Source organism: Streptomyces sp. NPDC053474 (genome assembly GCF_044544845.1).
Classification (GTDB): domain Bacteria; phylum Actinomycetota; class Actinomycetes; order Streptomycetales; family Streptomycetaceae; genus Streptomyces.
Genome location: NZ_JBITXV010000004.1, coordinates 447,568 through 461,477 on the forward strand (window position 1 = coordinate 447,568; position 13,910 = coordinate 461,477).

At 72.1% G+C, this 13,910-nt stretch carries 11 protein-coding genes; 10 read left to right on the forward strand and 1 reads right to left on the reverse strand.

All coding sequences use genetic code 11. From position 1 onward, the window contains the following. Window positions 1-186 precede the first annotated feature (186 nt). Window positions 187-747 (reverse strand): beta-class carbonic anhydrase, encoded by a 561-nt coding sequence (locus ACIG3E_RS11950; RefSeq protein ID WP_399614413.1) that lies wholly within the window; start codon window positions 745-747, stop codon window positions 187-189. Window positions 748-1,164: 417 nt separating this feature from the next. Here ACIG3E_RS11950 and rsmH point away from each other — a divergent pair, with 417 nt between their 5' ends. The 10 genes from rsmH (at window position 1,165) to ACIG3E_RS12000 (ending at window position 13,840) form a co-directional block, all read left to right on the forward strand. Further along, window positions 1,165-2,166, forward strand: coding sequence for a 16S rRNA (cytosine(1402)-N(4))-methyltransferase RsmH (rsmH, locus tag ACIG3E_RS11955; RefSeq protein ID WP_399614415.1), 1,002 nt, complete (start codon window positions 1,165-1,167; stop codon window positions 2,164-2,166). A 101-nt stretch (window positions 2,167-2,267) separates the two neighbouring features. Then, the gene (locus tag ACIG3E_RS11960) at window positions 2,268-2,810 is read left to right on the forward strand and encodes a septum formation initiator family protein (protein WP_399614418.1); all 543 of its coding nucleotides are present in this window, start codon (window positions 2,268-2,270) and stop codon (window positions 2,808-2,810) included. 5 nt (window positions 2,811-2,815) lie between these two features. Then, entirely contained in the window at window positions 2,816-4,816 is a 2,001-nt protein-coding gene (locus ACIG3E_RS11965) for a peptidoglycan D,D-transpeptidase FtsI family protein (protein ID WP_399614421.1), read from the forward strand. 12 nt (window positions 4,817-4,828) lie between these two features. Then, window positions 4,829-6,493 carry a UDP-N-acetylmuramoyl-L-alanyl-D-glutamate--2,6-diaminopimelate ligase gene (locus tag ACIG3E_RS11970; RefSeq protein ID WP_399614424.1) on the forward strand — a complete coding sequence of 555 codons (1,665 nt, stop codon included), beginning with the start codon at window positions 4,829-4,831 and terminating at the stop codon, window positions 6,491-6,493. Window positions 6,494-6,497: 4 nt separating this feature from the next. Continuing rightward, a complete protein-coding gene (murF, locus tag ACIG3E_RS11975) occupies window positions 6,498-7,931 on the forward strand; it encodes a UDP-N-acetylmuramoyl-tripeptide--D-alanyl-D-alanine ligase (protein ID WP_399614428.1) in 1,434 nt (477 codons plus the stop codon). Then, window positions 7,928-9,001: a phospho-N-acetylmuramoyl-pentapeptide-transferase gene (mraY, locus tag ACIG3E_RS11980; RefSeq protein ID WP_399614431.1), complete on the forward strand. Its 1,074-nt coding sequence runs from the start codon at window positions 7,928-7,930 to the stop codon at window positions 8,999-9,001. The genes murF and mraY overlap by 4 nt, the downstream gene beginning before the upstream one ends. After that, entirely contained in the window at window positions 8,983-10,485 is a 1,503-nt protein-coding gene (gene murD / locus ACIG3E_RS11985) for a UDP-N-acetylmuramoyl-L-alanine--D-glutamate ligase (RefSeq protein WP_399614434.1), read from the forward strand. The genes mraY and murD overlap by 19 nt, the downstream gene beginning before the upstream one ends. A gap of 125 nt (window positions 10,486-10,610) precedes the next feature. Continuing rightward, window positions 10,611-11,933, forward strand: a complete 1,323-nt coding sequence (gene ftsW, locus ACIG3E_RS11990; RefSeq protein ID WP_399614436.1) for a putative lipid II flippase FtsW — start codon at window positions 10,611-10,613, stop codon at window positions 11,931-11,933. A gap of 6 nt (window positions 11,934-11,939) precedes the next feature. After that, window positions 11,940-13,034, forward strand: a complete 1,095-nt coding sequence (gene murG / locus ACIG3E_RS11995) for an undecaprenyldiphospho-muramoylpentapeptide beta-N-acetylglucosaminyltransferase (RefSeq protein WP_399614438.1) — start codon at window positions 11,940-11,942, stop codon at window positions 13,032-13,034. A gap of 14 nt (window positions 13,035-13,048) precedes the next feature. Then, window positions 13,049-13,840 (forward strand): cell division protein FtsQ/DivIB, encoded by a 792-nt coding sequence (locus ACIG3E_RS12000; protein ID WP_399614441.1) that lies wholly within the window; start codon window positions 13,049-13,051, stop codon window positions 13,838-13,840. Window positions 13,841-13,910 lie beyond the last annotated feature (70 nt).

Consider the following 13,910-nt stretch of genomic DNA (forward strand, 5'->3'; position numbering starts at 1 on the left):
GGTTCGTGTCACTTGCCTGTGGATAACTGGCGCCGTTATGTCGGATCTTGCGGCGTTTCGGGTGCCGGAAATTGTCCGGTACCCGGTACCCCAGCGTCACACACTGTCGATTCGGTCACGCGGGCCCACCGTGGTCGCGCGCGAGCGGGGCGCCGCCGCGCCCGGCGCCGCCCCGCTCGCACCGGCTCAGGCGGGGTCGATCTCGCGCAGCAGGCCCGTGTGCACGTCGAAGACGAAGCCGCGCACGTCGTCGGTGTGCAGCAGGAACGGCGAGGTGCGCACGCGCTGCATCGACTGCCGCACGTCCTGGTCGACGTCGCGGAAGGACTCCACGGCCCACGCGGGCCGCTGCCCGACCTCCATCTCCAGGTCGTGCCGGAACTCCTCGGTGAGGGACTCCAGGCCGCAGCCGGTGTGGTGGATGAGGGCCACGCTGCGGGTACCGAGCGCGCGCTGGCTGATGGTCAGCGAGCGGATGACGTCGTCGGTGACGACGCCACCGGCGTTGCGGATGGTGTGGCAGTCACCGAGCTCCAGCCCGAGTGCGGCGTGCAGGTCGAGACGGGCGTCCATGCAGGCCACGACCGCGACCCGGAGGACGGGCCGGGCGTCCATGCCGGGGTCGGTGAAGCCCGCCGCGTAGCGCGTGTTCGCCTCGACCAGGCGGTCGGTGACGGTGCCGTCCTCGCGCGCACCGGTGGGTATGGCGCCTTCGGGCTCAGTGGGGAGGGATGCGGAAGTCGTCATGACTATGACGTTAGTGGTCACGGCGGGTGAGGGCCTGCCGTGAGAGGGGACAAAGAACGCCGTCGAACGTTGTTGTGAGGTAACCCACAGGGATGCGCGCGGGCCCGCCGAACGGGTGAAGTCGCGCTGATCACGGACGTGATCCCGGCCGGGCCGCGCCGCGCAGGCCGGTTGATTGACCGCGAGACAGGGTGGACTAAAGTGACGCGAAGCGGGAGCGGAGACCTGCTCCCCGCTGGTACATCCGGAGATTCGCAGAATTCCCCACGTGCGTGGCGCGTACGTACGGCTCGGCCTCCTCCCGCTCCAGGTCGGCTGACGCCGCCTCCCCGGCGCCGGCATCCGGCTCCCCTTCACCGAGCGGGCGGGGACCCGGCGGTGCGGGCGGCGCCCCGCCGGACCTGAGAGGGCCCCAAAGTGACAGGGCGCGAAGCGCTTCCAAATAAGGGTGGTGGTGGGCGCCGGGAGGGCCGACACGTCCCGGTGATGCTCCAGCGGTGCCTGGACCTGCTGGCCCCGGCGCTCACCCGGCCGGGAGCCGTCGTCGTCGACTGCACTCTCGGCCTCGGCGGCCACAGCGAGGCCCTCCTCACCGCCTTCCCCGAGGCCCGCCTCATCGCCCTGGACCGGGACAAGGAGGCGCTGCGCCTGTCCGGCGAGCGGCTCGCGCCCTACGGCGAGCGCGCGACCCTCGTCCACGCGGTCTACGACGAGCTGCCCGAGGTGCTCGACCGGCTCGGCGTCCCGCGCGTCCAGGGCGTCCTGTTCGACCTCGGCGTCTCCTCCATGCAGCTCGACGAGGCGGACCGCGGCTTCGCCTACGCCCAGGACGCGCCCCTCGACATGCGCATGGACCAGACGACCGGCATGAGCGCCGCCGAGGTCCTCAACACCTACCCCGCGGGCGAGCTGGTGCGGATCCTGCGCCAGTACGGCGAGGAGAAGCAGGCCAAGCGGATCGTGTCCGCCGTCGTGCGCGAGCGCGACAAGGAGCCCTTCAGCAACAGCGCCCGGCTCGTCGAGCTGATCAGGGACGCGCTCCCGCAGGCCGCCAAGCGCACCGGCGGCAACCCCGCCAAGCGCACCTTCCAGGCCCTGCGCATCGAGGTCAACGGCGAGCTGAGCGTCCTGGAGCGGGCCATTCCGGCGGCCGTCAAGGCGCTCGCCGTGGACGGCCGCATCGCCGTCCTGTCGTACCACTCCCTTGAGGACCGCCTGGTCAAGCAGGTCTTCGCGGCCGGGGCGGCGAACACCGCGCCGCCCGGCCTGCCGATCGTGCCCGAGGAGTACCAGCCGCGGCTCAAGCTCCTGACGCGCGGTGCCGAACTGCCCACCGAGGAGGAGATCGCGGAGAACCGCAGGGCCGCGCCCGCGCGGCTGCGCGGAGCCCAGCGCATCCGCGAGGACGTCACTCAGTGAGAGGCGTCCGCGAGGTGCCCGCGTGAGCGGGACGGCTCGCGGGAGCGAGGGGAGCGAGGGGTCCGCATGACCGAGGTGGCTTCGTGGAGGAGGTGGCTTTCGTGAGCAAGAGACCGCAGCTTCGGGGGCGGGCCGCGCGGCTCGCGCGACTGCTGCCCGGGGGCCCGAGCCAGGCCGCCCGCACCCCCTTCATGCTCCTGGTCGTGCTGCTGCTCGGCGGCGGCCTGATCACGCTCCTGCTGCTCAACTCCTCGCTCAACGAAGGGTCCTTCCAGCTCAGCAAGGTGAAGCGGGAGACCCAGGAGCTCACCGACGAGGAGCAGCAGCTCCAGCGGGAGGTCGACGAGTACGCCGCCCCGGACGCGCTCCAGCGGCGCGCCCGCGAGCTCGGCATGGTCCCCGGCGGCGACCCGGCCTTCCTGAACCCCGACGGCACCGTCCGCGGGGTTCCCGGCAGCGCGCCGGGCCCCTCCGCCCTGCGCGAGTCCGCGGCCCGCCCGCCCGCGCCGCTGCCCCCGGCGCCCCGGGCCCCTGAGGCGCTGCCCACGCCCGGGGCCGTGCCGTCCCCGGCGCCCTCCCCGGCGCCGAGCCCGGCCTCCGCGCCCCCTTCCGCGAAGCCCGCCCCCACGACCTCCGGCAGGTGACGTAAGTGACGGATCGTCAGCCGCCGCCCCGGCGCCGCGTCCCCGGACCGGCCCGCCCCGTCCGGCCCGCGCGCGAGGGCGGGCCGCGCCGCCCCCAGCAGGGCCGACGGCCCGCCCGCCGCCCGGTCGCGGCCAAGCCGCTGCGCCTGGGCAGCCCCCGGCCCCGGCTGCGCCTGGTCAGCCTCGCCCTGACGCTGGTGATGCTGGCGTTCGTGGTGCGACTCCTCCAGGTGCAGGCCGTCGACGCCGACGCGTACGCCGCCAAGGCGGAGAAGAACCGGTACTCCAGCCACAAGATCGCTGCCGAGCGCGGGGCCATCACCGACCGCCGCGGCGTCGAGCTGGCCACCAGCGTGGACGCGTACGACATCACGGCCGACCCCACGCTGTTCACGGCCGGGGAGACGAAGATCAAGGACGCGCCCGAGCAGGCCGCGGCCCTGCTCGCGCCGATCCTCGACGAGGACGCCGACGTCGTGGCCAAGAAGCTCAGGACGCCCAAGACCCGCTTCACGCTGCTCGCCCGGCGCGAGACCCCGCAGGTGTGGAAGCAGATCAAGGACCTGCGGGCCACGCTCGCCGACAAGGCGAGCGCCGACGCCACGGCGGTCAACGTCCTCGCCGGTGTCTTCGCCGTGCCCACCAGCAAGCGCGTGTACCCGAACGACGACCTGGCCGCCGGGATACTGGGCTGGGTCAACGCCGACGGCAAGGGCGGCGGCGGCATCGAGCAGCAGCTCGACAAGGGCCTCGCGGGCAAGCCCGGCGAGATCCGCTACGCCCAGTCCGGCGGCCGCCAGGTGCCGACCGCGGGCACCAACGAGAAGCCCGCCGTGCCCGGCTCGGACGTCGAGCTGACCATCGACCGCGACATCCAGTGGGCCGCGCAGGACGCCATCACCGAGCAGGTCAGGAAGTCCCGGGCGGACCGCGGCTACGTGGTCGTGCAGGACACCCGCACCGGCGAGGTCCTCGCCATGGCCAACGCGCCCGGCTTCGACCCCAACGACCTGTCCCGGGCCGCGAGCGGCAGCCTCGGCAACGCGGCGGTGCAGGACGCCTACGAACCGGGCTCCACCGCCAAGGTCATGTCGATGGCCGCCGTCCTGGAGGAGAACGCGGCGACGCCCCACACCCGGGTGACCGTGCCCAACCGGCTGCACCGCGGCGACCGGCTCTTCCAGGACGACATCGACCACCCGACCTGGTACCTCACGCTGAATGGCGTGCTCGCCAAGTCCAGCAACATCGGCACGATCCTGGCCACCGGCGAGCTGGGCGACACCCAGCGGCAGGTGAACCGCACCCTCTACTCGTACCTGCGCAAGTTCGGCATCGGCAAGCCCACCGGACTCGGGTTCCCGGGCGAGACCAAGGGCATCCTCGCGCCGCCCGAGAAGTGGTCGACCTCGCAGCAGTTCACCATTCCGTTCGGCCAGGGCGTCTCCATCAACGCCATGCAGGCGGCCTCCGTGTACTCGACCCTCGCCAACGACGGCGTACGCATCGAGCCCACGCTCGTGCGCGGCACCAAGGGGCCCGACGGCCGCTTCACGCCCGCGCCCGCGCCCGAGAAGAGCCGCGTCGTCAGCAAGAAGACCGCGAACACGGTCGCGCGGATGCTGGAGTCCGTCGTCGACGACGAGGAGGGCACCGGCACGAAGGCGCGCATCCCCGGCTACCGCGTCGCGGGCAAGACCGGCACCGCCAACCGCGTCGACCCGCAGACCGGCCGCTACCGCGGCTACACCTCGTCCTTCGCCGGGTTCGCGCCCGCCGACAAGCCGCGCGTCACCGTCTACTGCGTCATCCAGAACGCCAAGAAGGGCAGCTACTTCGGCGGCCAGATCTGCGGGCCCATCTACAAGAAGGTCATGCAGTTCTCCCTGAAGACCCTCCAGGTGCCGCCCACCGGCCACACCCCCGCCCGCCTCCCGGTCACCTTCACCCCGGGCAAACCGGAGACGCCCGGCCGCCCTCCGGTCGCCGACAAGCCGGGCCGCTGAGCGGGATCCGCCGTGACGACGATCACCCCGGATCCGGGGAACCGCACACCAGGGCCCCTCCCTTTTGGCCCCAGCGGGGGTACGCCCGGTACGCTCACCGCCGTGCCACACGCTGATCAGTCCCAAACCACCCAGAAGGACGCTCCCGTGACCTATCCGGGACCGCCCAGGCCGGCCCAGGTCTCCGCCACCCCCCTCGCGGAGCTCGCCGATCAGCTGGGGGCCGCGGCCCCGGGCACCGCGCCGGGAGCCACCGGCGTCACCGGCATCACCCACGACTCGCGCGCCGTGCGCCCCGGCGACCTGTACGTCGCGCTGCCCGGCGCCCGCATGCACGGCGCCGACTTCGTCGCCCAGGCCGCCGACCACGGCGCCGCCGCCATCCTCACCGACCCGACGGGCGCCGAGCGCGCCGCGGGCACGGGCCTGCCGGTCCTCGTCGTCGAGGACCCGCGCGGCCGCATGGGCGAGCTGGCCGCCTCGGTGTACGGCCACCCCGGCCGCGACCTGCTCCAGATCGGCATCACCGGTACGTCGGGCAAGACCACCACCGCGTACCTCATGGAGGGCGGTCTGCGGCAGGTCCGCAGCACCGGCCTCATCGGCACCGTGGAGATGCGCATCGGCGACGAGCGCATCAAGTCCGAGCGCACCACGCCCGAAGCCACCGATCTGCAGGCGCTGTTCGCGGTGATGCGCGAGCGCGGCGTCCAGGCGGTCGCGATGGAGGTCTCCAGCCACGCCCTGGTGCTCGGGCGCGTGGACGGCTGCGTGTTCGACGTGGCCGTGTTCAACAACCTGAGCCCGGAGCACATGGAGTTCCACTCCGACATGGAGGACTACTTCCGGGCCAAGGCGCAGCTGTTCACGCGGCGGCGCGCCCGGCTCGGCGTCGTCAACTACGACGACGAGTACGGCCGCAGGCTCCTGACCGAGTCCGAGGTGCCGGTCACCACCTTCTCCGCCGAGGGCCACCCGGACGCCGACTGGCGCGCCGAGGACGTCCACGTGGGCCCGCTGGACTCCACGTTCACCGCCGTCGGCCCCAAGGGCGAGCGGATCGCCGCGAAGTCGCCGCTGGCGGGCCCGTTCAACGTGGCCAACACGCTCGCCGCGATCGTCGCGCTCGCCGTCGCCGGGATCGACCCGCAGACCGCGGCCGACGGCGTGGCCGCGGTGCCCGGCGTCCCGGGCCGCCTGGAGCGCGTCGACGCGGGCCAGGGCTACCTCGCGGTCGTCGACTACGCCCACAAGACGGACGCCGTCGAATCGGTCCTGCGCGCGCTGCGCAAGGTCACCGAGGGCAAGCTGCACATCGTGCTCGGCTGCGGCGGCGACCGCGACCAGACCAAGCGGAGGCCGATGGGCGCCGCCGCGGCCCGGCTCGCCGACACCGCCGTACTGACCTCCGACAACCCCCGTGGCGAGGACCCCCTCGCGATCCTCGCCACCATGCTCGCGGGCGCCGCGGAGGTGCCCGCCCACGAGCGCGCCGAGGTCGCCGTCTTCGAGGACCGGGCCGCCGCGATCGCCGCGGCCGTCGCCCGTGCCGAGCCCGGCGACACCGTCCTCGTCGCGGGCAAGGGACACGAGCAGGGCCAGGACATCGCCGGGGTGGTCCGTCCCTTCGACGACCGCCAGGTGCTTCGCGAAGCTATCCAGCAAACCCAGGGATGAAGTTGTGATCGCCCTCTCCCTCGCCGAGATCGCCACCGTCGTCGGCGGGCAGACGTACGACATACCGGATCCGTCGGTCCGGGTCACCGCGCCGGTCGTCCGGGACTCCCGTGAGGTGGAGCCCGGTGGCCTGTTCGTCGCGTTCGCCGGCGAGCGCGTCGACGGCCACGACTACGCCGCGCAGGTCGTCGCGGCGGGCGCCGTGGCCGTCCTCGCGCAGCGCCCCGTCGGCGTGCCCGCCGTCGTCGTCGACGACGTACAGGCGGCGCTCGGCTCGCTCGCGCGGCACGTCGTCGCCCGGCTCGGCGCCACCCTCGTGGCCCTCACCGGCTCGGCGGGCAAGACCAGCACCAAGGACCTGATCGCGCAGGTGCTCCAGCGCGCGGCGCCGACGGTGTGGACGCCCGGCTCGTTCAACAACGAGATCGGCCTTCCGCTGACTGCCCTGTCCGCCACCGAGGAGACCAGGTTCCTGGTCCTGGAGATGGGCGCGCGCGGCAAGGGCCACATCCGGTACCTGACCGAGCTCACCCCGCCGCGGATCGGCCTCGTCCTGAACGTCGGCACCGCCCACATCGGCGAGTTCGGCGGCCGCGAGCAGATCGCGGAAGCAAAGGGTGAGCTGGTCGAGAGCCTCCCGGCGGACGGCACCGCGATCCTCAACGCCGACGACCCGCTGGTGCGCGCGATGGCCTCGCGCACGCAGGCGCGCGTGCTGCTCTTCGGCGAGTCCGAGGACGCCGACGTACGCGCCGAGAATGTCCGGCTCACGGAGAACGGACAGCCGGCCTTCACGCTGCACACACCCTCCGGGTGCAGCGACGTGCGACTGCGCCTGTACGGTGAGCACCACGTGTCGAACGCGCTCGCCGCGGCCGCCGTCGCCCATGACCTTGGCATGTCCGTGGAGGAGATCGCCCTCGCGCTCTCCGAGGCGGGCACGCTGTCCCGCTGGCGTATGGAGGTCACCGAGCGCCCGGACGGCGTGACGGTCGTCAACGACGCCTACAACGCGAACCCCGAGTCCATGCGCGCCGCCTTGCGTGCGCTGGTCGCCATGGGCAAGGCCGCACAGGCCAAGGGCGGTCGCACGTGGGCGGTGCTCGGCCCGATGGCCGAGCTCGGGGACGAGGGGCTCGCCGAGCACGACGCGGTCGGACGCCTTGCCGTCCGGCTGAACGTGAACAAGCTCGTGGCAGTCGGGGGCAGGGAAGCGTCCTGGCTCCAACTGGGCGCATACAACGAGGGTTCGTGGGGTGAGGAGTCGGTGCACGTGTCCGACGCACAGGCGGCGATCGACCTGCTGCGCAGCGAGCTGCGCCCAGGAGACGTCGTGCTGGTGAAGGCGTCCAGATCGGTGGGCCTCGAGAGCGTCGCGCAGACGCTCGTGGCGGACACCGCCGCCGGCACCGCGACGGTCGGAGTTGACGCCCGATGATGAAGCAAGTTCTCTTCGCGGGTGTGATCGGGCTGTTCCTGACCCTGGTCGGGACGCCCCTGCTGATCAAGCTCCTGGCACGCAAGGGCTATGGCCAGTACATCCGCGACGACGGCCCGCGCGAGCACCACAGCAAGCGCGGTACGCCGACCATGGGTGGCATCGCCTTCATCCTGGCGACCCTCATCGCGTACTTCCTGAGCAAGATCATCACGGGTGCCGAGCCGACCATCTCGGGTCTGCTCGTGCTCGGCCTGATGGCGGGCATGGGCCTGGTCGGCTTCCTCGACGACTACATCAAGATCGTCAAGCGGCGCTCGCTCGGTCTGCGCGCCAAGGCGAAGATGGCCGGACAACTCATCGTCGGCATCGCCTTCGCCGTGATCTCGATGCAGTTCGCCGACGGCCGGGGCCAGACCCCGGCGTCCACGAAGCTGTCCTTCGTGGAGGACTTCGGCTGGTCGATCGGCCCGGTCCTGTTCGTCGTCTGGGCGCTGTTCATGATCCTGGCGATGTCGAACGGCGTGAACCTCACCGACGGCCTCGACGGCCTCGCCACCGGCGCCTCCGTGATGGTCTTCGGCGCGTACACGTTCATCGGCGTGTGGCAGTTCCAGGAGTCCTGCGCCAACGCCCAGGACCTCACCAACCCGGCCGCCTGTTTCGAGGTCAGAGACCCGCTGGACCTGGCCGTCGTGGCCTCCGCGCTGATGGGTGCCTGCTTCGGCTTCCTGTGGTGGAACACCTCGCCCGCCAAGATCTTCATGGGCGACACCGGCTCCCTCGCGCTCGGCGGCGCCCTCGCGGGCCTCGCCATCTGCTCGCGCACGGAGATGCTGCTCGCGCTCCTCGGCGGCCTCTTCGTCCTCATCACCATGTCGGTGGTCATCCAGGTCGGCTCCTTCCGACTGACCGGTAAGCGGGTCTTCCGGATGGCGCCACTGCAACACCACTTCGAACTCAAGGGCTGGTCCGAGGTCCTGGTCGTGGTCCGCTTCTGGATCATCCAGGGCATGTGCGTCATCGTCGGACTCGGCCTCTTCTACGCCGGATGGGCAGCCAAGAAGTGAGCGCCTCGCAGGACTCCTGGAAGGGGCTGCGCGTCACCGTCGCCGGGCTCGGCGTCAGCGGCGTCAGCGTCGCGCGCGCCCTCGCGGGCCTAGGCGCCGCGGTGACCGTCGTGGACGGCGGCTCGGGCCCGGCGCTCCAGGCGCGGGCCGCGGAGCTCGCCGAGGCGGGCGTCGCCGTGCGCCTCGGGGACGCGGAGACGCTGCCCGAGGGCACCGGCCTCGTCGTCACCTCGCCGGGCTGGAAGCCGGACAGCCCGCTGTTCGCGGCCGCCGCCGCGGCGGGCGTCGACGTCATCGGCGACGTGGAGGTCGCCTGGCGCCTGCGCGGCCCCGGCGCCGCCCCCTGGCTGGCCGTCACCGGCACCAACGGCAAGACCACGACCACGCAGATGCTGGCGTCGATCCTGCGCGCCGACGGCCTGCGCACGGCGGCCGTCGGCAACATCGGTACGCCGATCGTCGACGTCGTCCTGGAGGACAGGGCGGCGCGCGCAGCCCGTGCGGCCGAGGCCGGTGATGAGCGACGCGAGGACGACAACGCCTACGACGTCCTGGCCGTCGAGCTGTCCAGCTATCAGCTGCACTGGGCGCCCTCCCTGCGCGCGCACTCCGCCGCCGTGCTGAACCTCGCGCCGGACCACCTCGACTGGCACGGCTCCATGGAGGCGTACGCCGCCGACAAGGGCCGGATCTACGAAGGCAACCAGGTCGCGTGCGTCTACAACGCCGACGCCACCGCCAAGCCGTCCACCGAGGACCTGGTCCGCGAGGCCGACGTCGAGGAGGGCTGCCGCGCCATCGGCTTCACGCTGGCCGCGCCCGCCCCCTCGCAACTCGGCGTCGTGGAGGGCATCCTGGTCGACCGTGCCTTCGTACCGGACCGCCAGAAGCAGGCCCAGGAGCTCGCCGAGGTCTCCGACGTCCGGCCTCCGGCCCCGCACAACATCGCCAACGCCCTCGCGGCGGCCGCGCTCGCGCGCGCCTTCGGCGTGGCCCCGCAGGCGGTCCGTGACGGCCTGCGGGCCTTCAGCCCGGACGCCCACCGCATCGAGCACGTCGCCGACGTGGCCGGGGTCGCCTACGTCGACGACTCCAAGGCCACCAACACCCACGCGGCCCAGGCCTCGTTGGCGGCGTACGAGTCGATCGTGTGGATCGCGGGCGGCCTCGCCAAGGGCGCGACCTTCGACGAGCTGGTCGCCGCCTCGGCCAAGCGGCTGCGCGGGGCCGTCCTGATCGGCGCCGACCGCGCCCTGATCAGGGAAGCCCTCGCGCGACACGCGCCACAGGTGCCGGTCGTCGACCTCGACCGGACCGACACTGGGGCGATGGCCGAGGCGGTACGCCAGGCGGCACGGCTCGCAGCGCCGGGGGACACCGTCCTGATGGCCCCGGCCTGTGCGTCGATGGACATGTTCACCAACTACAACAAGCGTGGTGACGCGTTCGCGGAAGCGGTTCGCGAACTCGGCGCGAGCGCCTGACACGGACCCGGGACGGGTGCCGTCGTCAGGCACCCGGCACCGTGAGGAGGGCACGTGAAAGCGTCGGCGTTGTGGGTGTGGGGGCGTTCTCGGGTACGGCCGCGCGCCGGTCGGGGGAGGCGCTGATGGCCGGGCGCGCCCCGGTCCGCACGCCCCGGGCCCCGCGGACGCCGAAGCGGCCGGCCCGCCCGCGCAGCACCCCGGTGCCGCGCGAGAGCCCCGTGCGACGGCTCTACGTCCGGGCCCGGCGGGCCTGGGACCGGCCGCTGACCGCGTACTACCTGATCCTCGGCGCGGCCCTGCTGATCACCGCCCTCGGCCTGGTGATGGTCTACTCGGCGTCGATGATCCAGGCGCTGCAGCTGAACCTGCCCGCCTCCTACTTCTTCCGCAAGCAGTTCGTCGCCGCGGTGCTCGGCAGCGTGCTGCTGCTCGTCGCCATGCGGATGCCGCTCAAGCTGCACCGGGCGCTGTCCTACCCGATCCTCGCAGGGTCCGTCTTCCTGATGGTCCTCGTCCAGATCCCCGGGATAGGGCGCAGCGTCAACGGCAACCAGAACTGGATCTATTTGGGCGGTCCGTTCCAGCTCCAGCCCAGTGAGTTCGGCAAGCTCGCCCTGGTCCTGTGGGGCGCCGACCTGCTGGCGCGCAAACAGGACAAGCGGCTGCTCACGCAGTGGAAGCACATGCTGGTGCCGCTCGTGCCCGTCACCTTCATGCTGCTCGGCCTGATCATGCTGGGCGGCGACATGGGCACGGCGATCATCCTCACCGCGATCCTCTTCGGCCTGCTCTGGCTGGCCGGGGCGCCCACGCGGCTCTTCGCGGGCGTGCTGAGCATCGCGGCCGTCCTCGGTGTGATCCTCATCAAGACGAGCCCCAACCGCATGGCGCGCCTGCAGTGCATCGGCGCGACCGAGCCGGGCCCCGGCGACTCCTGCTGGCAGGCCGTGCACGGCATCTACGCCCTCGCCTCGGGCGGATTCTTCGGTTCCGGACTGGGCGCGAGTGTGGAAAAATGGGGTCAACTACCCGAACCGCACACCGACTTCATCTTCGCCATCACCGGCGAGGAACTGGGTCTCGCGGGGACACTGTCGGTGCTCGCCCTGTTCGCGGCTCTAGGCTATGCGGGTATCCGCGTGGCCGGACGCACGGAGGACCCCTTCGTGAGGTACGCCGCGGGAGGTGTGACCACCTGGATCACGGCCCAGGCCGTGGTCAACATCGGTGCGGTGCTCGGCCTGCTGCCGATCGCCGGTGTCCCGCTCCCGCTGTTCTCCTACGGAGGCTCAGCCCTGCTGCCGACCATGTTCGCCGTCGGACTCCTCATCGCCTTCGCGCGACAGGACCCCGCGGCGAAGGCGGCCCTGGCCATGCGGCAACCTCGGGTGAGATGGAACACGATGCGACGGCGCGTCAAGGCGCGTTCGTCCGGAGAGCGGTGAATTTCGGTGCATGTCGTACTCGCCGGCGGGGGGACCGCCGGCCACATCGAGCCCGCGCTTGCCCTCGCAGACGCCCTGCGCAGGCAGGACCCGACCGTGGGCATCACGGCCCTCGGCACGGAGCGCGGCCTCGAGACCCGACTCGTACCCGATCGCGGTTACGAACTCGCCCTGATCCCCGCCGTCCCCCTGCCGCGCAAGCCCACACCTGAGCTGATCACGGTGCCCGGGCGGCTGCGCGGCACCATCAAGGCGGCCGAGCAGATCCTGGAGCGCACCAAGGCGGACTGCGTCGTCGGCTTCGGCGGCTACGTGGCGCTGCCCGGCTACCTCGCGGCCAAGCGCCGCGGCGTGCCGATCGTGGTGCACGAGGCCAACGCGCGCCCCGGCCTCGCCAACAAGATCGGCTCCCGGTACGCGGCGGCCGTCGCGGTCTCCACGCCCGACAGCAAGCTGCGCGGCTCGCGCTACATCGGCATCCCGCTGCGCCGCGCCATCGCCATGCTGGACCGTGCGAAGGTGCGCCCGGAGGCCCGTGACGCCTTCGGCCTGGACCCGAACCTGCCCACCCTGCTCGTCTCCGGCGGCTCCCAGGGCGCCCGCAGGCTGAACGAGGTCATCCAGCAGGTCGCCCCGGTCCTGCAGCGCGCGGGCATCCAGATCCTGCACGCCGTCGGCCCGAAGAACGAATTGCCGTACGTCGAGAACATGCCCGGAATGCCGCCCTACATCCCGGTACCGTACGTGGACCGGATGGACCTCGCGTACGCGGCGGCGGACATGATGCTCTGCCGCGCGGGCGCGATGACCGTCGCCGAACTCTCCGCCGTCGGGCTCCCGGCCGCCTACGTCCCGCTGCCCATCGGCAACGGCGAACAGCGGCTCAACGCCCAGCCGGTAGTCAAGGCGGGCGGCGGACTGCTGGTCGACGACGCGGAACTGACGCCCGAATGGGTCCAGTCCCAGGTGCTCCCCGTGCTCGCCGACCCGCACCGCCTGTACGAGATGTCCCGTGCCGCCTCGGAGTTCGGCCGCAGGGACGCCGACGACCTCCTCGTCGGCATGGTGTACGAGGCGATTGCGTCACGCCGCAGCGCGTGAGAAGGCAGGGGAGAGTGGCCGGACAGAAGACCGCCGAACGGCAGGGGCCCAAGTCCGGCCCGCCCCGCCCCCGCTCGCGTCGCCTGCGGCTGCCGAGGTCGCGCACCCTGATCCTGCTCGCGGCCCTGCTGTGCGTTCTCGGCGGGGCCGCGGTCTGGGTGCTCTACGCCTCGCCCTGGCTGCGCGTGGAGCGGGTCACGGCGACCGGGACGGTGGTCCTGCGGCCGGACCAGGTGCGCGAGGTGGCCGGGATCGGCACCGGCGGACCGCTGATTTCGGTCGACTCCGACGCCGTCGAGGAGCGGCTGCGCAGAGAATTGCCCCGGATTGCCTCGGTTGACGTCATCCGCTCCTGGCCCCACGGAATCACCCTGAAGGTGACCGAGCGCACCGCCGCCCTGCTCATCGAAAAGGGCGGAAAGTTCGTCGAAGTGGACGCCAAGGGTGTGCGCTTCGCCACGGTCGACAAGGCCCCGAAGAACACCCCCCGGCTGGCCCTGACACCGCATCAGTCCGGCGACGCGGCGGCCAGCCTGCGCCGCTTCGGCCCCGACCGGCTGCGCCGGGAGGCGGCCCGGGTGGTCACGGACCTGCCCGGCGCCGTGGCCGGGGAGACCACCGCCGTCAAGGTCCGGTCGTACGACTCCATCTCGCTGGAGTTGGCGGACGGGCGCACCGTCGCCTGGGGGAGCAGCGAGAACGGGCGTATGAAGGCCGAGGCCCTGAGCGCCCTGATGAAAGCCGTCCCCAAGGCACGGCACTTCGACGTGACGGTCCCCACCGCCCCCGCGTCATCGGCGAGTTGACGTACATCAGCGCAGGCCAGCACCCTGGATGGGCATTGCTACGCCTGATCACATAGGGTGAAAAGAAAAA